General features: G+C 65.4%; 16 protein-coding genes, 1 tRNA gene and 1 rRNA gene. 9 read left to right on the forward strand and 9 right to left on the reverse strand.

The window, feature by feature from the left end; all coding sequences use genetic code 11:
• Together rrf and NK718_RS02305 are read left to right on the forward strand one after the other, a co-directional pair.
• A 5S ribosomal RNA gene (gene rrf, locus NK718_RS22235) occupies window positions 1-76 on the forward strand; the annotation flags it as partial.
• Between the two features lie 99 nt (window positions 77-175).
• Window positions 176-252: transfer RNA gene (locus tag NK718_RS02305), tRNA-Met, on the forward strand.
• On the opposite strand, the gene NK718_RS22120 is transcribed toward NK718_RS02305, so the two are convergent.
• Window positions 209-1,858, reverse strand: coding sequence for a recombinase family protein (locus tag NK718_RS22120; RefSeq protein WP_371877207.1), 1,650 nt, complete (start codon window positions 1,856-1,858; stop codon window positions 209-211). The genes NK718_RS02305 and NK718_RS22120 overlap by 44 nt on opposite strands.
• A 238-nt stretch (window positions 1,859-2,096) precedes the next feature.
• Between NK718_RS22120 and NK718_RS02315 the strand changes: the two genes are divergently transcribed.
• Window positions 2,097-3,314, forward strand: a complete 1,218-nt coding sequence (locus NK718_RS02315) for a DUF763 domain-containing protein (protein ID WP_254738242.1) — start codon at window positions 2,097-2,099, stop codon at window positions 3,312-3,314.
• 60 nt (window positions 3,315-3,374) lie between these two features.
• Here the strand turns inward: NK718_RS02315 and xth are convergent, their stop codons facing one another.
• Entirely contained in the window at window positions 3,375-4,148 is a 774-nt protein-coding gene (gene xth / locus NK718_RS02320) for an exodeoxyribonuclease III (protein ID WP_254738244.1), read from the reverse strand.
• A gap of 420 nt (window positions 4,149-4,568) precedes the next feature.
• Window positions 4,569-5,294, reverse strand: coding sequence for a hypothetical protein (locus tag NK718_RS02325; RefSeq protein ID WP_254738246.1), 726 nt, complete (start codon window positions 5,292-5,294; stop codon window positions 4,569-4,571).
• Between the two features lie 549 nt (window positions 5,295-5,843).
• Here NK718_RS02325 and NK718_RS02330 point away from each other — a divergent pair.
• The 3 genes from NK718_RS02330 to NK718_RS02340 are packed head-to-tail and all read left to right on the forward strand — an operon-like array spanning window position 5,844 to window position 8,493.
• Window positions 5,844-7,016: a methionine ABC transporter ATP-binding protein gene (locus NK718_RS02330; protein WP_254738248.1), complete on the forward strand. Its 1,173-nt coding sequence runs from the start codon at window positions 5,844-5,846 to the stop codon at window positions 7,014-7,016.
• On the forward strand, window positions 7,006-7,671 hold the full coding sequence (locus NK718_RS02335; RefSeq protein ID WP_254738250.1) for a methionine ABC transporter permease: 666 nt from the start codon (window positions 7,006-7,008) through the stop codon (window positions 7,669-7,671). The genes NK718_RS02330 and NK718_RS02335 overlap by 11 nt, the downstream gene beginning before the upstream one ends.
• Window positions 7,672-7,704: 33 nt before the next feature.
• Window positions 7,705-8,493, forward strand: coding sequence for a MetQ/NlpA family ABC transporter substrate-binding protein (locus tag NK718_RS02340; protein WP_254738252.1), 789 nt, complete (start codon window positions 7,705-7,707; stop codon window positions 8,491-8,493).
• A 49-nt stretch (window positions 8,494-8,542) separates the two neighbouring features.
• On the opposite strand, the gene NK718_RS02345 is transcribed toward NK718_RS02340, so the two are convergent.
• The 6 genes from NK718_RS02345 to NK718_RS02365 all read right to left on the reverse strand — a co-directional run bounded on the left by NK718_RS02345 (window position 8,543) and on the right by NK718_RS02365 (window position 14,689).
• Window positions 8,543-9,025: a Ros/MucR family transcriptional regulator gene (locus tag NK718_RS02345; RefSeq protein ID WP_254738254.1), complete on the reverse strand. Its 483-nt coding sequence runs from the start codon at window positions 9,023-9,025 to the stop codon at window positions 8,543-8,545.
• Between the two features lie 127 nt (window positions 9,026-9,152).
• Window positions 9,153-10,199 (reverse strand): tyrosine-type recombinase/integrase, encoded by a 1,047-nt coding sequence (locus NK718_RS02350; protein ID WP_254738256.1) that lies wholly within the window; start codon window positions 10,197-10,199, stop codon window positions 9,153-9,155.
• Window positions 10,200-10,243: 44 nt separating this feature from the next.
• Window positions 10,244-12,019, reverse strand: coding sequence for a site-specific integrase (locus NK718_RS02355; protein ID WP_254738258.1), 1,776 nt, complete (start codon window positions 12,017-12,019; stop codon window positions 10,244-10,246).
• A 142-nt stretch (window positions 12,020-12,161) separates the two neighbouring features.
• Entirely contained in the window at window positions 12,162-12,368 is a 207-nt protein-coding gene (locus NK718_RS22125) for a helix-turn-helix domain-containing protein (RefSeq protein WP_371877199.1), read from the reverse strand.
• Window positions 12,369-13,010: 642 nt separating this feature from the next.
• The gene (locus tag NK718_RS02360; RefSeq protein WP_254738260.1) at window positions 13,011-14,060 is read right to left on the reverse strand and encodes a nickel/cobalt transporter; all 1,050 of its coding nucleotides are present in this window, start codon (window positions 14,058-14,060) and stop codon (window positions 13,011-13,013) included.
• Window positions 14,051-14,689 (reverse strand): DUF1007 family protein, encoded by a 639-nt coding sequence (locus NK718_RS02365; RefSeq protein WP_254738262.1) that lies wholly within the window; start codon window positions 14,687-14,689, stop codon window positions 14,051-14,053. Before NK718_RS02365 ends, NK718_RS02360 begins: the two co-directional genes overlap by 10 nt.
• A 245-nt stretch (window positions 14,690-14,934) precedes the next feature.
• Between NK718_RS02365 and NK718_RS02370 the strand changes: the two genes are divergently transcribed.
• The 3 genes from NK718_RS02370 to NK718_RS02380 all read left to right on the forward strand — a co-directional run bounded on the left by NK718_RS02370 (window position 14,935) and on the right by NK718_RS02380 (window position 17,921).
• Window positions 14,935-15,471, forward strand: a complete 537-nt coding sequence (locus tag NK718_RS02370) for a YcnI family copper-binding membrane protein (protein ID WP_254738264.1) — start codon at window positions 14,935-14,937, stop codon at window positions 15,469-15,471.
• Window positions 15,472-15,474: 3 nt separating this feature from the next.
• Window positions 15,475-17,118, forward strand: coding sequence for a copper resistance CopC/CopD family protein (locus NK718_RS02375; protein WP_254738266.1), 1,644 nt, complete (start codon window positions 15,475-15,477; stop codon window positions 17,116-17,118).
• 410 nt (window positions 17,119-17,528) lie between these two features.
• Window positions 17,529-17,921, forward strand: coding sequence for a hypothetical protein (locus NK718_RS02380; protein ID WP_254738268.1), 393 nt, complete (start codon window positions 17,529-17,531; stop codon window positions 17,919-17,921).
• Window positions 17,922-17,933 lie beyond the last annotated feature (12 nt).

A 17,933-nucleotide genomic window follows, 5' to 3' on the forward strand; every position in this document is an offset into this window, starting at 1 on the left:
CCGAACTCGGCCGTTAAACTCCTCCGCGCCAATGGTACTATGTCTCAAGACATGGGAGAGTAGGTCGCCGCCAGGCCTGCCAAGGACAGTTGTGAACATCTCGACGAACCCCGCCACCCATCCCCGCCGCGCCGGAACCCGAGGCCCCAAAGCCCCGAAACCGGTCCCAAACTGCCGCGGGGTGGAGCAGCCCGGTAGCTCGTCAGGCTCATAACCTGAAGGTCACAGGTTCAAATCCTGTCCCCGCAACCACCGATAGTTGACTCCCCGGACGCCCTTGGGCTCCGGGGAGTTTGCTTTTGGGCCCTGCCTCAGCGCACGCCGCCAGGATCGCCGCGAGGTCCCCGTGCAGCACGGCGTCGAGCCCGTGCCCGTCGGCGCGCGGCGTCAGGTCGACGCGCTCGATCATGGAGCGGATGAGCTCCATCGCCTCGGCGCGGTCCGGCCCCTCGAGCACGCGCTCGAGCGCCTCCACCTTGCGCCGGTAGAGCTCCGGCAGGCGAGGGTGGAGCAGGACGGCGAGTTCGGGCTCGTGGTCAGCATCAGCCCCGTGCTCGAGCGCGGCCTTCTCGGCCTTCAGCGCCGCCATGCGCTCCTTCATCACGGGCTCGTAGAACCCGTCCTCGATGGCCCGCATGATGCCGGCGATCTTGCGGTCGATCTCCGCCACCTTCCTGTCGCGCTGGCGGTCGTCGGCTTCGCGGCGCTTGCGGGCCTGCCCGAGTTCCTCCTGAACGGTCGTGACAAACTCGGCGACGAGATCGGGGGCGAGCAGCCGCTCCTTCAGGCCCTCCAGCACGCGCGCCTCGATCTGCTGGCGGGTGATGGTGCGGGAATTGTCGCAGAGGCCCTTCTGGCGGCGCGTGGCGCAGCCATAGCGGTCCTTGCCGATGATGGTGTACCCGCCGCCGCAGCAGCCGCAGCGCATGAGGCCGGAGAGAAGGAAGCGGCTGCGGTGCGCCTCGTTCAGCGACGCGCCCGCGGCGGAGCCTATGTGGTCCGGCCGCACCTCGGCCTGTCGGGCTTTCACCTTGTCCCAGAGCGCGTCGTCGACGATGCGCAGTTCCGGAACCGCCTGCACTTCCCACTGGTCTGGCGGGTTCGGCCTGGCGACGCGTTTGCCCGTGCGCGGGTCCTTGACGTAGCTGCAGCGGTTCCACTCCAGCACACCGCGATAGGCGGCGTTGTTGAGGAGCCCGGTGCCGCGGTTCGCCTGGCCGCGGATGGTCGTGTTGGACCACGCCCGGCCACCGGGACCGGGAACGCCTTCCTTGTTCAGGTCTTTCGCGATCGCCTCGGGGCTCTTGCCGCCGGCGAACTCGCGGAAAATCCGCTCGACGATCCTGGCCTCGTCAGCCTCAATCTGCCTGGCCCCGCCACCGTCTCCCGTCTCCACGACTCGGTAGCCGTAGGCGAGGCCGCCCGCGACCTTGCCCTTCAGCACGCGGCCGAGCTGGCCCCTGCGCGTCTTCTCGCCCAGGTCCTTCAGCCCCATCTGCGCCATCATGCCCATCACGGCGATATGGATCGGGGTGATCTCGCCGAGCGAGGGGGTGAACAGCTTCACCCCGTGAAACGCGAGCTGGTCCTGCAGGTCAGCCGTATCCGCCAGCCGGCGACCCAACCGGTCGACGGCCTCGCAGATCACCACATCGAAGGGCTTGCGGGCGGCGTCGTGCACCAGCTTCTGGAAGCCGGGCCGGAACCGGCTCGCCCCGCTCAGCGCCGCGTCCGTGTACGCCCCAACCACGACCCACCCCTGCGCCGCCGCGAACCTGCGGCACACCTCGAGCTGGTCCTCGATCGAGGCCTCGCGCTGCAAGTCGCTCGAGTACCTCGCGTAGATCACCGCGCGCATCGTCGCGCTCCGCTGGAATCAACGAAGTGAGTCTGGCCGGAAGGTAAGTTGATGGGAAGGGGCTGCCGGCGGGGTGCTGGAATCTGCGGCTGCAAGGATGTGCGCTCGAGTGTTTGCGCTGGTCGAAGCCAGTTGAGATGCATTCAGCCGTGCCCGGGATGATATAAAGGCGCGGAATCAAGAGCGCGCCAGCCTTCGTGGAAATGGCGCCCAATCCAACGGGAATCACGGGGGGTGTATGGCCCAGCGAAGCGGCCGCGCGGATCTACCATTGCACGGCGGCAGGGTGCCGGCCTGGTTGGGCCAACGCATGTCACGCCTGGGCGCGGTCATCGGCGAAGCCATTATCCTGCATTACGGTCGCGACGAGTTCCTGCGCCGGCTGGCCAACCCATTCTGGTTCCAATCCTTCGGCGCGGTGATGGGAATGGACTGGCATTCCTCGGGCATCACCACCAGCGTGATCGGTGCCCTGAAAACGGGACTCTCACCACGGTCGAGGGAGCTGGGTCTGTACGTCTGTGGCGGGCGCGGCTCGCACTCTCGCAAGACGCCAGCCGAACTCTCGGCCATCGGGGACAGCGTAGGATTTGAAGGGTCGGAGCTGGCGCGAGCAAGCCGGTTGGTCGCCAAGGTGGATAGCGCGGCCGTACAGGACGGCTTCCAGCTTTATCTGCACGGATTTATCGTCACGGATGACGGGCATTGGGTTGTCGTCCAGCAGGGGATGAACGGCGCGCTGCGCCAGGCAAGGCGCTATCATTGGCAGTCTGAAGGACTGACCAGCTTTGTCGACGCGCCACATGCGGCCATTGAAGGCCGCAGCAGCGGAAATATCGTCAACCTCACGGACAAGCGCGCCAGCCACTCAAGGCGCGCCCAAATCGACATCCTGGGTACACTGGGTCCTGACGGGATCGCACGGAAGGTCGCGGCCCTAGCCGATCGCGCGGCGCCGGAGCCGGCGAGTTCCAGCCAACTTCTGCTGCCGCACCTCGTCATGCCAAGCCATCACGACGTACGAAGCGGTGATGTCATCCTCCGACGCCTGCACGGGGCACTGGCGGCCGCTGCCGAGAATGGACCGCGAGACTTCGCTGACTTGCTGCTCACGCCCGGCGTCGGCGCAAGGACGGTGGAGGCGCTCGCGATGGTGGCGGAAGTTGTCCACGGGACGCCATACCGCTTTGCCGACCCGGCCCGTTTCTCGCTGGCCCATGGCGGAAAGGACGGGCATCCCTTTCCTGTACCGCTCAAGGTCTTTGACGAGACGATCCGGGTGATGAAGTCCGCAGTCTCACAGGCTCGGCTCGATAATTCCGACAAGCTGGCCGCTTTGCAACGATTGGACGAGCAGGCCCGCAAGCTCGAGCGCACCGCATCAGGTCCGACTTTCGAAAGCTTCCTGGACCGGGAGAAAGAAGCATCGGCTGATTATGACGGGCGAACGGTCTGAAGCACGAGATCAGAGCAGGCGCGCAATCGGCGCTGTCGAGGTTGAATGTTGGGCAACCGCTTAATCTGCCAGCTGAATCCAGACCGGCGCATGATCGCTAGCCTTCTCCCAGCCGCGGACGTGCTTATCAACGCCCGCGTCCCGGACTTGGTTATGCAATGCGGGGGCCGCTAACAGGTGGTCGATCCGAAGCCCAGCATCGCGCCAGTATGCGTTTCGGAAGTAGTCCCAGAATGTGTAGATGCGCTCGCCGGGATGAAGCGTCCGCAGGCAATCCGTCCATCCTTGAGCGACGAGTTCGGCGTAGGCGTCGCGGACCTCCGGGCGGAAGAGGGCGTCATCGCGCCATCGCTCCGGTTTATACACGTCGAGGTCGGTCGGCATCACATTGAAGTCTCCGGCGAGCACAGCCGGAAGATCGTCCGAAAGCAAGTCGGACGCATAAGATTTCAGTCTGTCGAACCAGCGCAGCTTGTAGTCGAACTTCGGCCCGGGAGCCGGGTTGCCGTTGGGCAGATAGATGCAGCCCACGATCACGCCACCTACGACGCCTTCAATGTACCGGCTCTGCACGTCATTAGGATCGCCTGGCAGTCCGCGGCGCAGTTCGTGCGGTACGGCGCCCTTCGCGAGCAACGCGACACCATTCCAGCTCTTCTGACCGTGCCAGATCGCGCCGTACCCCGCCTCTTCCAGAGCGTCCACCGGAAACCGCTCCTGAGGGGCTTTGAGCTCCTGCAGGCAGACCACATCGGGCTTTGCGTCTTCAAGCCAGCGCAGGAGGACAGGCAGCCGTCCATTCACACCGTTCACGTTGAAGGTCGCGAGCTTCAATCTAATGCCTCCGGAACCAGTCGATCCCACGGAGAATGGCTCCGTCGCCGTGTCGTTCCGTCCGGCCGCCAGGAGGCAACTCAGCCTAGGGCGCGGCCCAACTGCACCAACTCGGGTGGTCGCCAGGAAAACTTACATCCCCTTAGATCTCCCCTGCTCGAAACTGCGCGCGGCGAAGGGGGATCGTCTCCTTGCTTGCCGAGCCCTTCGCACGTGGGCTGACGGGGGTTGCGGTGCCGCAAGCTATTCGCGCCGTAGCCAAGTGGGGTGTCAAACGGCGTTGAACTTTGACTCCTGATCGGCGCGCAAAATTTGCACGCCGGTCTACACCCACCGGAGGCGACCTCACGCCATTTTCCAACACGACCCGCGACGGCACCTGTCGGCGAAGACAGAAACTCTAACCAGCCAAACCATTGGCTACTTCACCAGCCATTCAAGCTTCAATGTGATTAGGCCGCCGGCGACGCCGACCACCGTCGCGAGCAGAACGAGGAGACGCCAGTTCTCGCGCATTTTGAATCGACCGACACCCTGGCCAGTGGCGAACGACGCCGCCGGAAAGATAAAGCGGGCGGTCCAGTTTATGCCTGACCAGACAAGGAAGACACCGGCCATTGTCTGCCACGCCGTTGTAAGAGAGGCCCTCGTTGCGTCCGAGAGGCTTCCCGACATTGTCATCAGCATGCAAACGCTAGATAGTATCAGCAACGCTCCCTGACTGCCGCTTTCTACCCCTTTCAAGTATGGCGTGCGCGAGACTATCGGAGTCCACCACATCCGCGCGGCAGATATGATTGAGTCAATCTCTGACGTGAGGTGAAGCACCGTCCTGTCTTCACCAGTTACCGTGTATGAGACCTTGCCTCCGTATTCCTCGGCATCTCGGAAAGTCAATTCGATCCTTGGGGACTGGGAATAGAGCGAAGAGGCCTTAACCTCTTCGATCCGCCGCTCCTTTGTGTTTGGAAATTTTTTCAACTCGTCGAAGCTATTTGTCGAGATCTCGGTGTCGTCGGACATGTTGAACACGATAGACGGCTGAAGGCCGTCGCGTGCGAACAGCTCGGCAATCCGGTCAATAATTTCGCTTTCAATCTTAAAGGCGATGTACCGGTCTACAGTCTTCCGAGTCTCAATGGCCATTTGGGAATCCACCTATACCGCCGCGCCGCTCACAGCGCGGGCGAGCGCTCATAATACGGTCTTCGATGGCTGTGGCAGAAGCCCCGTATTGGCTGAGATCATCTCAGGTGACTTATGCTGGAAGCTGGCGACAGTCTGAATCGGCACGGTCTCGAGCATGATGGAAACAATTGATGTAGGGCGCAAGGCGGAAGGACAACAATAACGCCGCCTTCAGGCAAGTTTCGCTCTATAAGCACCTCGCTGGCCAGCTCCCAAGGCACCCTGTGCGAGCGCTGCCATTTACCCGGCCCGGTTTGCTTCATAGTCCACCACTTGAGGAGAAACTCCAAACTGCTACGTCAGCTATCCGGCTTGACGTGAACGTCTTCTTCTGGCGCCAGGTAGACTCCTGACCGCCAGCGTGAGCCGTGGACGCGAGCTCTTCGTCGTTCGAAAAAACGAACGAATAGGTTGACATACCGGACGTCCGGATTAGATGTTGGGGCAACAATCCCGAGGAATGGGCCTGCTCTGGCAGCGTCCCGCCGAACCTGGATCCATTTCGCTATGTCTGCCTTGGCCTCCACGGCCCCGCCGGCCCACCTCTTTTCGGTCACGCCGGACCGGGCTGTCTCCGCATTGTCCGCGAGCCCTGCGCCCGCCATCTCCGATCGGGCGCCGACTCGCAAAATCCGCACGCTCGTGGCCTTGGAAGGCGTTGGAAAGGTGTTTGCTGGGCGGCGCGGCCAATCTCCGGTCGCCGCTCTAGAGGACATCGACCTTAACGTTGCGGACGGCGAGATCCTCGGGGTAATCGGCCGTTCTGGAGCCGGCAAGTCTACGCTGATCAGGCTCGTCAATGGCCTGGAGCAGGCCACCTCCGGCCGGGTTCTGCTGGATGGGGTCGACGTGACCGCTCAGCCGGAATCCGCCTGGCGGCAGGCGCGGCGCGGCATCGGCATGATCTTCCAGCACTTCAACCTGCTGTCCTCGCGCACGGTGTTCGACAACGTGGCACTCCCGCTCGAGATCGCTGGCGCGTCCCGCGGCGAGGTCGCCCCTCGCGTAAAGGAGTTGCTGGCGCTCGTCGACCTTTCCGATAAGGCGGGTCGCTACCCAGCCGAACTGTCCGGCGGCCAGAAGCAGCGGGTGGGCATCGCCCGCGCGCTCGCCACGCGGCCGCGGCTTCTGCTTTGCGACGAGGCCACCTCGGCCCTCGATCCCGAGACCACCCGCTCCATTCTCGCGCTGCTGGCCCGCGTCAACCGGGAGCTGGGCGTCACCATCCTGCTCATCACGCATGAGATCCCCGTCATCAAGGAGATCTGCCACCAGGTCGCGGTGATCGAGGGCGGACGCATCGTCGAGCAGGGCGATGTATTTGAGGTGCTCACGCGGCCCGCACATCCTGCCACACGCGCGCTGGTGTCTTCGGTGGTCGGCGTCGAGTTGCCGAAAAGCGTGGCGGACAGCCTGCTTCCGATGCCCGTCCCGGGCGGCCGGACCGTGCTGCGCATCTCCTTCACCAGCGAGAACGCCACCGCGCCCGTCGTGAGCCGGATCAGCACCGTGGTCGGCGTCGACCTGAACATCCTCGCGGGGCGCATCGACAGCATCGGCGAGCGGCCGTTTGGCGTGCTGGTGGTGGCCGTTCCCTCCCATGGCCCGGCGCTCGCCGCGGTGCAGGCCTCGCTGCGAAGTCTCGCCCTCGAAACGGAGCAGCTTGGCCATGTCGCCTGAAATCATCCGCCTGATCGCGCAAGCGACGCTCGACACGCTCGCGATGGTGGCCGCCGCCGCCGGCCTCGGCACGCTTCTCGGGCTGCCGATCGGCGTTTTTCTCGCCACGAGCCGGACCGGCGAATTGCTGGCGGCGCCCCGGCTGAACCTCGGGCTCGGCATGCTTGTGAATGTGACGCGCTCGACGCCGTTCATCATTTTGGTGGTCGCGATTATTCCCTTCACAAGGCTGATCGCGGGCACTTCGATCGGCACCGGCGCCGCCATCGTGCCGCTCACCGTGGCCGCCACGCCGTTCATCGCGCGTCTTGTCGAGGGCGCCATCCGCGAGGTCGATCACGGCCTCGTTGAGGCCGCCAGGGCGATGGGCGCAACGCCGCTCGCCATCGTGCGCAAGGTGCTTATCCCGGAGGCGCTTCCCGCCATCGTCCTCGGCCTCACGCTGGCGATCGTCAGCCTTCTCGGCTTTTCGGCAATGGTCGGCGCGGTCGGCGGCGGCGGTCTGGGGGACCTAGGAATCCGCTACGGCTACCAGCGCTTCATGCCCGACGTGATGCTCGTCGTAGTCGCCGTTCTCGTGATCCTTGTCCAGGCGGTGCAGACCGTCGGGGACCGCCTCGCCCGCCGCCTCAACAAAAGGCTGCGAACCGCCTGACGATCGCGTCGGGCCTTCCAACGGAGTCAAGTCATGTCCATCCTGAACCGCCGCCTCGCGCTGGCCACCCTGGCGCTCGCCCTTTCGACGCCCGGCTTGGCGCAGTCGCAAGTCGTGCGCATCGGCGTCACGCCGGGGCCGCACGCCCAGATTATCGAGGTCGTCAAGCCGATCGCCGCGAAGAAGGGGCTCGACCTCAAGGTGCTCGAGTTCTCCGACTACGTCATTCCCAACCAGGCGCTCGACGCCGGCGAACTCGACGCCAATTCGTTCCAGCACCAGCCCTACCTCGACAACCAGGTCAAGGATCGCGGCTACAAGATCGAGAGCGTCGGCCTCACCGTCAACTTCCCGTTGGGGATCTATTCGTCGCAGCACAAGTCCTGGAACGAGGTGCCGGATGGCGCGACGATCGCCATTCCCAACGATCCAACCAATGGCGGGCGCGCGCTCCTGCTGCTGCAGGAGAAGGGCGTGATCAAGCTGAAGCCGGGCGTCGGCTTCAAGCCTTCGGCGGTCGACATTGTCGAGAACCCGAAGAAGCTGAAGATTGTCGAGATCGAAGCCGCCCAAACCCCGCGTTCGCTGCCGGACGTGGCAGCCGCGGCGATCAACACGAACTACGCCGTAGACGCGGGCATCGATCCGGCCAGCGCCATCCTGCGGGAGGACGCGAAGGGCCCCTACGTCAATGTCATCGCGGTCCGCTTGTCGGACAAGGACAAGCCATGGGTGAAGGACCTGCTCGCGGCCTACCACTCGCCCGAGGTGAAGGCCTTCGTGGAGGAGAAGTTCAAGGGGACCGTCCTGGCCGGCTGGTGAGGGACTATCGACCCGTACAACGTGAGATAGCTTCGCGCCGCGTTCCTGATCAGGAAGACGTCTTCCCCCTGCGCCGCGTCGTCGACGATTTGCGCGCGGGAGCCGGTTTCGGCTCCTGCGCCACCACCTTTTTCCGCATCTGCCCCAACCCCAGTTCCTTGGCGATCTCCGAGCGACGAGCGGCGTAGCTGGCGGCCACCATCGGGTAGTCCTTGGGCAGGCTCCACTTGGCCCGATACTGATCGGGCGTCATGCCCCGCACCCCCAAATGCCGGGTCAGCGTCTTGTAGTGCCGACCATCCTCGAACGAGATCAGGTAGTCCCTGGTGATCGACTTCTTGATCGAGATCGGAGGGGTGGGGTGCTCAACCGGCATCTCGATGAAGGGAGCCGCGGCGCGGGCGAGGGCAGCATGCACATCCCTGATGACCCTGGAGAGGTCGGCCGGGCCGAGCGCGTTCTTCGCGACGTAGGAGGCGACCAAGTTCGCCGTGAGCGCGAGAAGGTCGATGTGCTGGCCGTCGTCGCCCATGGTCGGTGGTCCCTTGCTCCGGCGTTTTCTGAACCTTGATCGATCCGCTGCCCTGCCATGTCAACGCTGGCCGGGGTGGGTCACCGCCATTCTGCTCGCCGAAGCGGATCCTCATTGTCGCGGGCGTTCACGTCGGCGACCCCTTTCGCCGTTTCTCCAGCACCTCTGTCAACTGCTGGTGCGCCTGACGCCGCTTCGCCCTGACATAGTAATCCTCCGTCGTCGCGTAATCGCGGTGTCCGAGGAGAGGGGCGGCTGCGCGGACCTCGTCCGGCCGCTCGATGCCGAGGGTCGTGGCGGCGTTGTGCCGGAAGGCGTGCAGGTTGACGCTGATGCCGAAGCGCTCCTTCGTGTGCAGGGCGACGCGGTCATAGATCGCCATCTCGGTCAGGGGCGAGCCGTCGGTGGAGACCCACAGCGCGTTGCCCACGGGAGCCGACCAGCGTCCCGTCAGGCCTGCCAGGTAGGGGCGGTGCACGTCCAGGTAGTGCTGGAGCGCCGCGGCCAGGGATTCAGGCCAGAGGCACTCCAGCGGCGTGTGGGTCTTCATGTCGTCCTCGTGGTCGAGGATGATGAACCACAGATCACCGTGCTGGCGAAGTGACCGCCCCAGCTCCAGTTGGGCGATGTTGCGCCGGCGCAGGGGCTCGAGCGCAAGCGCCGCGATGAGCAGGCCGTCGCGATAGAGGCTGGCGCGCCGACGTGGCGTGGAGGCCGTGGCCGCCTCGTCCATCAGCGCCAACCCCACATCGAGCAGCTCGTCCGAGCCGACCAGCTTGGCGTCCTTGTCGCGCGCCGGCACATGGCGCGCGCGGATCGAGGCGGCGATGCGGCTGATGAACGACCAGTCGCCGTCAGAGTCCATGACCTTCGCCATCTCGCCGAGCTCCTGGAGGCGGCACTGCAGAGTCTGGGTGCTGTTGCCGAGGCTCTCGAGGTGCTGGACGTAGGCGCCGACCCGCTCCCGCGTGATGCGCGCCGCGGGCGCTTCAGAGAGCGATTCCGGTGAGGCGAGCGCGAGGTAGGTCAGCCATCGTCCGTAGCCCTTCTCGACCTTGGCATTGGACCGGGAGCGATGGTGTGCACGGCTGCCGCCCTCGTCGAAGACGCCGACGGGCTCGAGCGCGGCCCGCCACAGGATCTTGTCCGGCTCGGGCCACGCCTCGACCTTCATGCAGGTGCGCTCCGGCGCCTTGCCGCGACCGTAAGGTCCCCCGCTCATGACTTCGTCCCCGTTCGGGTCCGCCGACCGGCGACGCCAGCTCCGCGCGGGCTCTGGCCGGGTTTGCCTCCCCTGGAGGCCATGAGCCGTTCACGCCGGGCGATCACCGTCTCCTGGAAGAGCCGGCTGGCGCGCTTCTTCTCCTCGCCGGTGTAGTTGTCGAGCGTCGTCTTGAGGCTGCTGTGGCCCAGCACCTGCTGCATGATGACGTGCGAACCGGGCATGATATCGAGGAAGAGCTTGCCCGCCGCATGTCGGAAGCCGTGGGGGCTCAGCTTCAGGCCCGTGTACTCGAACAGGACCTCGCCGATCTGCAGGCCCAGCGTGTGCTTGCTCTTGGCCTTGCCGCCCTTGCCGGGAAACAGCGCGTTGGAGGGGCCGTCGAGGAGGGCAGGGCGGTGCTTGGCCAGGTACCAGTCGAGCAGGTCGACGAGGTCCTGCGGGAGTTCGAAGTCGAGCGCCTCGCCGTTCTTCACCCGATGGCCGCGGTACAGGAGATACACCTTGTCGCCGAGCCGCTTGAAATGGCGCTCGAGATCGATCTCGGTGAGGTTTTTCTTGCGCACCGGGCAGTACTGCAGCATTGCGATGGCGACGGCGATCTGGGCGCGAATGGCCGAGCGGTGCGGGTTGAGCTTGCCGGAGTCGGCATCGGCCTTCATCCGCCACGGCGCTTCCAGGAAGATCGAGACCGACCTGTCGTCGTCGAACTGGCGCATGCGCTCGCGGTTCTTCGGCGTCATGCCGCGCGTGGTCGGCGCGAACTTGGCGCTGATGCGGCTCATGGCCTTGAGCGTCTCGGCGTCCGCCTTGACCCAGTGGCGCGCGACCGACGTCAGGAACGTCGCCATGCCCCAGATCTGGGAGGAGGCGAGCGAGGTGGGGGCCTGATCGCCATCCTCTGCCGCCTGCCGCGCCTCGCGCGCTCGCTTCCGGTCGAGCAGGAAGGAGAGGCCGAGCTTGTAGGCGTCGAACGAGACGAGGTTGGCCAGTCGCTCCAGCGACGCCGCCGGGCGCCCTTGCTCCACCAGGATGGAGGCGAACGCGCGCAGCTGGTATTCCCGCTGGATGAGCGTCTCCGGCCTCGCCGGCCGCGGCGGGCCGTCGTCCTCGAACGTGTCGCCGCTCATGCGCCGCAGCCAGGCATCGACCTCTGCCTTCAGTGACGCGGGAAAGTCGGACCACGGCCTGGTGTAGGTCTCGCGGCGCTGGGGCAGCTCGACCTGCAGTTGCGGCCAACCGGCGACCTCCCGCGCGCAGAAATTCCAGTGCCACACCAGCGCTCGCCACGCCCCTTCCGGATCGCGCCGCAGGCTGTCTGCCCGGAGACTGTCGCGATAGGCCTCCAGATGCACCAGGGTCACGTCCGCCGGCGCGATGTTGTCGCGCGTCAGCACGCGCAGCAGCGGCTGCAACCTGATGCGGCGGTCCTCGGGCACGTGCTCGAGAAGGGTGAGCCACTCGGGACCGATCGGCTCGACGCTTCGTCCGGGCAGCATGGGCCGCACCTGCGCCAGGGCGGCGTTGAGGAGCGAGCGGACATTCTTCCAGCGCTGCGGGCACATGCCGTTGGCCGCGGGCGCGACGGTCTCCAGCCTGCGCCGCAGCGCCGGGGGATCGGCGGCCAGCTCGGCCGGCGCGCGCCCCAGGACCTTGGCGACGGTGCGGACCGCCGAGGCCATGTCCTGCCGGCGTCGCGAGGGCAGGTCCGCCGCCGCGAGGGCGTCGAGGACGGTCTGGAGGGTGGCTCGTGATGGCGATGGCGTTGACATGCGATGACTCGTTATGACACAGTATGACAGGCGTACAAAATAGTTATTACACCGTACTTCGAACGAATGCAGTTCACTAACCAATGTAATAACGAGCTCGACTGACATAAAACCAGCTGTCCGTTCCTGTCATAAACTGTCATCATTTGACCGGTCCCCTATCGATCATCGCGGCAAGGTCAGCTGGGCGGATGCGGACACTTCGGCCGAGGCGGCAGACGGGCAGCTGACCATCTGCGATCCACCGGCGAACCGTGCGGTCGCTGACCTGGCAGATCTCGGCGACCTGCCCGACGCTGAGAAGAGCTTCGAGAGGGGCCGCGACCGTGGAAGGGGAGGCCATCAGCATGCCTCCTCGTCGCGCAAGGGGTTGTTCTCGCTCGCCGTGATCTCGGCGGCGAGTTGCCGCGCGAGCAGCCGGACGAGTTGCCGGAAAGACCCTGGCGCGGGCTGGCCATCCGGCGGCTTCGGCGATGGCCGCGCACGCCGGGGTTCGACCGAGATGGGTTGAGGAGGTCGGCCGCTATCTGCTTGATCAGCGCTCGAGGGAGCGGAATTGCGGAATCTCGTCATCGGGAGGCTCGATCGCGCAACACCAAGCGCCCCCGTATAGGGGCGAAATTGGTCGGCGAATGAGCTGTCTCCCGCGAGCGCCGCGTTCGATCAGCAGTGGGTCAAGCCATCACAGCGCGTGATGGCGGCGAAGGCGACAGCTTGGCCGTGGCCACTCCATAGAACAGATCGTGTACGCACACAAGCCCGAATTCGTGCTTTCCAATGTCCTCGCGACATTGCCGATCGCTTTCAATCGTTCGGCTTCGGCGCGAGTTAGGCTGTCGTTAATCACCTCGTCGTCGAGATGCCGAAGAAGAGAGCGGCATTCGTTCTGCTCAGACCGCGACGCGCGGGAATTGAGCTTGCGCTGACCCTTCATTCCGTGCCCTTTTTTCAGCCTCATCCCGCGCCACCGCCGGTCTCCGCGCTCTAGGCTTCAACCGCCGGCGCTCGACCAGACTCCCGCGAAGAGGGCGAGGCCAACTGTCAGCAGCAGCGCCGCTGCACCCAGTTCGATGGTGGCGACCACCCAGGCACCCACCCGGCCTCTTCCGGTCGCGAGCCGCAGCGCTGCACCTTTGAACAGCACGGCAAGAGCGGCGAGGCCGCCCGTAGTCAGCGCGGTGCCCATCGCCATGGCCAAGGTCGCTGCGACCCCGAGCCCAAACGCGCGCTGCGACAGCGCGAAGACCAGCACGATAATGGCTCCCGAGCAGGGGCGCATGCCCGCGGCGAAGACGGCACCCAGCGCGGCCCTGCGCGAACCCGCCTTCGCAGCAGGCCCGGGTATGTGGAGATGACCGCACTCCGGTCCGCAAGTCTCCTTTTGCGCGTGATAGTGCAGGCCACCGAGCGCGCTTGCCGCCAGCGCCGACGCCTTGCGCCATAGCAGCGCCGCGCCGACAGCGGCGACGAAGGCGAAGCTCGCCAGCTCGACAGATTCCGTCGCGGCCGTCATGCGCATCGCGGTGACTTGGAGAAGTCCTGATAAAACGGCCACGAGCGCTACCGCCACGCCGGCCTGCAGCATCGCCGCGCCGAATGCCATGGCGAGCCCGCGGCGCAGGGCGAGTTCGTTGGCGACGATCCATGCGCCGATGACCGCCTTGCCGTGGCCGGGTCCAGCCGCGTGGAACACGCCATAGGCGAAGCTCAGGGCAATCAGCCAAACCGGCAGCGACGGCCTTGCCGCAGCCTCACGCAAGGCGGCGGTGAGCTGCCGGTAGAAGTCGCTCTGGGTCGCCAAGATCCAAGCGACCAGGGCGTTCGAAGGCGCTGCTCCTTCCCTGATGCCGACGCCGAACGGGTTCTTCGGTGGCGGTGGCGCGACGCCGACAAGTCCCGACAGCCCGTAGAGCACGAGCGCCACCCCCGCCAGCGCCGACAAGGCGGCGAGCGCGGTCGCGGAAATGCGTACCGACGTCGGCGGGACGTGAACTCCCACGGCCTCGGCGACAAAGACGGGGCGCCTGGCGTTCACGGGCATGCGACGAAGGCTCTCGAGGCGAATTGCAGCCCCATGTTGGCGTTGGCGAAATAGTCCTCGCCCAGTTTCTGCTTCGCGAAGTCAGGCTTGTCCGGCCGGGTCACGTGCACGGCGCAGCCCGCGGGCGCGCCGGCGAGCGAGACGACCTTCTCCTCCTCGGGATAGGAGAAGTCGACAAAGAAGGACGGGTCGGCCACGTCCAGCGTGAGCACGCGCTTCGCAAGCGCCGGCTGCTTCAGCGGCAGCGTGAACCGCAGGGTCATTCCGCTTCCGTCATAGTCGAGCACGCCGTCGACCGGGTTCGCGAAATCCAGTCGCTTGCCGTCTGCTTTCAGCACGGTGAAGAAGCCGACCTCCGCCAGGGACTCCGTGTTGACCTTCGCCAGCTCCGCCAACTCCTCCCGCGAATAGACGCCGTCATGGTTGGCGTCCAAGCCCTGCACGGCGAAGCTCGTGTAGGCCTCGTCGAATGTCCAATTATGGCGAATGGCCGTGATCCTGCCGTTGGTCCCGTAGACGATCTCGGCTCGCACGCTCACCCACACGTGGGGATGCGCCGAAGCAATCTGCGGGGCGCCGATCAGGGCGAGGCCGATCAGACAGGCTCTGAAAATCAGATGGCGAAACATAGACAAGCCCCGAGCCGAATCGATCCGGACCGGCTGCCGATTTGCGCCAGTCCATGCGGCCAAAGCGTGGCCGCGCAATTACATTTCGCTAAGGATGCGGAGAGCGTTGGCGAGATCCCCGATCGCGCGGCAGCTCCACTCCACCGGGTAGTTTTCTCGTGATTGCGCATAGACAAAGTTCGGGGAAGCTTGGCCCAGTAGGAAGGCGTGGCACAATGATAAATCCCGATGAACGGAATTCCCCCATGTCCACGACTGCGCTTCGTTCCCTCGCCTGCGTCATCGCGCTCGGCTCCACGGCGACCGGGGCCATGGCCCACGCCACGCTCGAGAGCGGAGAAGCTACCATCGGGTCGGCCTACAAGGGCGTGGTGCGCATCGGCCACGGTTGCGACGGCGCGGCGACGTTGAAGGTCCGAGTGCGGATCCCAGATGGCCTCGTCGGCGTCAAGCCAATGCCCAAGCCCGGCTGGACGCTGGAGACCGTCAAGGGGCCTTACGCCACACCTTATACGAACCATGGTGCGACGGGGACCGAAGGCGTGCGCGAGATCAGCTGGACCGGAAAGCTGCTGGACGAGAACTACGACGAGTTCGTGTTCCGCGGCACGGTGGCCGACAGCCTCAAGCCCGGCGCCAAGCTGTATGTTCCCATCGTCCAGGAATGCGAGGGCGGCAAGGCCGACCGCTGGATTGAGATCCCAGCGGAGGGCAAGTCGTCGCACGACCTGAAATCCCCCGCGCCGGCGGTCAAGCTGCTTCCCGCCCAGTCGAAGGACTGAACCATGCCCCGCCCGGCTCTGGGGTCGGCAATCCGGTGGCGGTCAGCGCTTTTCGTCCTGCTCGCCGTGTTGCTGATGTCGACGCTTTGCGGGCCACAGGCCGACGCCCACGCCGTCCTGCTTCAATCCGAACCCGCCGATGGGGCGGTGCTCGCCCATCGGCCTGACGCCGTGGTGTTCACCTTCAGCGAGCCCGTGGCTACCAGTGTCATCCGGCTGGTCGATCCCCAGGGACAGTCCCGCGACGCCGAGGGCGTTGCCGCCGCCGACGATAGCGTGCGGATCCGCCTTCCCGCCGACGACCAACTCGGGACGTGGCTGCTGAGCTGGCGCGTCGTTTCGGCCGATGGCCACCCGGTCGCCGGCGCGCTGGCCTTCTCGGTGGGCGCGGCATCGGCGGCGACTCCGGCGGAACATGGGGAGGTACTCGGGGACTTGACCCCGCTCGAAGCCCTCATCTGGCTCGCGCGCATCTGCCTCTATGTCGGCGCATTCTTCGGTGTGGGCGCGGTGTTCTTCCGGTTCTGGGTGTCACACAGCGAACTGCCCCACCGCAACGTCAGCGCGCCGGCCGCGCTCGCGATCGGGCTTGCAGGCGGTGTCGCTTCCCTCGGCTTCCATGGGCTAGACCTGCTCGGCTTGTCGGCGGGAGGATTACTTGCCGTAGGCCCCTGGTCAGCGGGGCTGCGCAGCACGGTGGGCGTAACGGTGCTTCTCCTTGGCGCGACCTTCGTCGCGTCGTTCGGCGCGCTGGCCTTTCCAGCGCACGGGCGCGGCCGGGTTCTCACCTTGCTGTCGATGGTGGCCCTCGGCGTGGCGTTCTGCTTGAGCGGCCATGCCGCGTCGGCCCCGCACGCCTGGCTGGTGCAGCCGGCCATGTTCGTCCACGTCACTTGTTTGGCGTTCTGGATCGGCGCGTTTGCGCCCCTCGTGGCGCTGATCCGCGGTGGCGGGGCGGCGGCCACCGTCGTCGTGAACCGCTTTTCGAAGGCGATCCTGCCCGTCTTCATTGCGTTGTCCGCAGCGGGGTGCGCGCTTGCCCTCCTCGAACTGAGCGCTGTGCGGGATCTGTGGACGACGAGCTACGGCGTGTTGCTGCTGGCGAAGTTGGCGGCCGTGCTGGCCATCACCGCGCTCGCCACGCTCAACCGGCTCGTCTTCACACCCCGTATGGCCTTGTCGTCGCCGGGCGTGCGCCGGAGCTTCGCCAATTCGATCCGCGGCGAGGTCGTGCTGGCGCTGCTGGCGCTGGCCTTCGTGGCCGGATGGCGGTTCACACCGCCGCCCCGAGCTCTCGCCGCGCTCGCCCCGGCCGCCAGGGAGTTCGACTTCGCCGGTCCTGCCGTGGCGGCCCATGTCCGGATCGAGAGGGGACAGCATGACGCGCTGAACGTGTCAGTAAACCTGACGAAGCCCTCGGGCGAGCCGCTGGATCCCCGAGGCGTCACCTTGTCCTTCGCGCCGGCCTCGGACGATGGCGGGACCTTGGATCGCGAAGCGCGCCTCGACAAGAGGAGTTGGGTGGTGCGGGACTTGCTGCTTCCGGCCGTCGCCCATTGGAGACTGAGGGTTGAGGTTCTCATTTCCGACTTCGAGGAAGCCGAGGTGGAGGGCGCTATCGAGTTGCCTGCGGCCAATGGTCAATGAGGGCCAGCCATCGCTCGGAGCGCGAGGACGCAGGTTCGATCCGTCGCAACTGCGGCCAAGCTGTCACCCCGGAACGCTGAACAGGTGGAATGCGGGCCACCTGCCACTATGGGGAAAGGAGACGGAGGCGGGCTTCCGGTGGTACGGTGCTCGTCGCAGCTGCTGGCCGAAAGTAACAATAGGCCGCCGCAATGCGGCGGCCGAAGTCATCTCACGTGAGTGAACATCCTGGAGTTGAGGGCAAGACCCTCGCTGCTACGGAAGCACCCACATCATTACGTGTCAATGCCTCCTCAACGAAGGGCGGCCTTTGCTGTGACGGAATGTCCCATTCCATGCCTCATCGTGCTAGCCTTTACGGCGATGGGTCTGCGCACTGCTGACATCGTTGAGCAGGGGGAGGGTGGAGCATGTCGAAGTCAGTCCAGAAAAAACTAGGCCGGCGGTATATGGACTATTTGGAGGCGCGTGAGGCGCACTCGTCCTTGCAGGCCGTGCCCATCGTCGTCGCCAGCAGAGCGACTGAAAGCATCGGCCTCCTTTCGGGAGAAAACCTGTCTGCACAATTGTTGCTGGAAATCGACGCATTCAAACTGGAACTGCGCGCGTTGAAGCGACTTCAAAAGGCTGTCGCGGCACTCGGCGCATCCAAGCCGAACGGGAAAGCAAACTCGAAAAGAATCAAGAAAGCCAAGCCCGACGGCCAGTCGAAGGGCTCGGCAGGCAACTTGTTGGACATTCAGCCGGCCGGTACTGCTTCGAAGAAAGCAGGAAGGCCGCGCGTTTCGCAGGCGGCGAGATAGCCCAAAAAGCGG

Source organism: Alsobacter ponti (genome assembly GCF_024294805.1).
Lineage (GTDB): Bacteria > Pseudomonadota > Alphaproteobacteria > Rhizobiales > Beijerinckiaceae > Alsobacter > Alsobacter ponti.

Bases quoted from the DNA above. Each gene is read 5' to 3' on its own strand.
- NK718_RS02325 (WP_254738246.1), bottom strand. From the start codon at position 5,294: ATGGCCATTGAGACTCGGAAGACTGTAGACCGGTACATCGCCTTTAAG.
- NK718_RS02370 (WP_254738264.1), top strand. From the start codon at position 14,935: ATGTCCACGACTGCGCTTCGTTCCCTCGCCTGCGTCATCGCGCTCGGC.
- NK718_RS02330 (WP_254738248.1), top strand. From the start codon at position 5,844: ATGTCTGCCTTGGCCTCCACGGCCCCGCCGGCCCACCTCTTTTCGGTC.
- NK718_RS22125 (WP_371877199.1), bottom strand. From the start codon at position 12,368: ATGCTGATGGCCTCCCCTTCCACGGTCGCGGCCCCTCTCGAAGCTCTT.
- NK718_RS02375 (WP_254738266.1), top strand. From the start codon at position 15,475: ATGCCCCGCCCGGCTCTGGGGTCGGCAATCCGGTGGCGGTCAGCGCTT.
- NK718_RS02355 (WP_254738258.1), bottom strand. From the start codon at position 12,019: ATGTCAACGCCATCGCCATCACGAGCCACCCTCCAGACCGTCCTCGAC.
- NK718_RS02360 (WP_254738260.1), bottom strand. From the start codon at position 14,060: ATGCCCGTGAACGCCAGGCGCCCCGTCTTTGTCGCCGAGGCCGTGGGA.
- NK718_RS02335 (WP_254738250.1), top strand. From the start codon at position 7,006: ATGTCGCCTGAAATCATCCGCCTGATCGCGCAAGCGACGCTCGACACG.
- NK718_RS02365 (WP_254738262.1), bottom strand. From the start codon at position 14,689: ATGTTTCGCCATCTGATTTTCAGAGCCTGTCTGATCGGCCTCGCCCTG.
- NK718_RS02345 (WP_254738254.1), bottom strand. From the start codon at position 9,025: ATGGGCGACGACGGCCAGCACATCGACCTTCTCGCGCTCACGGCGAAC.
- NK718_RS22120 (WP_371877207.1), bottom strand. From the start codon at position 1,858: ATGCGCGCGGTGATCTACGCGAGGTACTCGAGCGACTTGCAGCGCGAG.
- NK718_RS02350 (WP_254738256.1), bottom strand. From the start codon at position 10,199: ATGAAGGTCGAGGCGTGGCCCGAGCCGGACAAGATCCTGTGGCGGGCC.
- NK718_RS02315 (WP_254738242.1), top strand. From the start codon at position 2,097: ATGGCCCAGCGAAGCGGCCGCGCGGATCTACCATTGCACGGCGGCAGG.
- NK718_RS02380 (WP_254738268.1), top strand. From the start codon at position 17,529: ATGTCGAAGTCAGTCCAGAAAAAACTAGGCCGGCGGTATATGGACTAT.
- NK718_RS02340 (WP_254738252.1), top strand. From the start codon at position 7,705: ATGTCCATCCTGAACCGCCGCCTCGCGCTGGCCACCCTGGCGCTCGCC.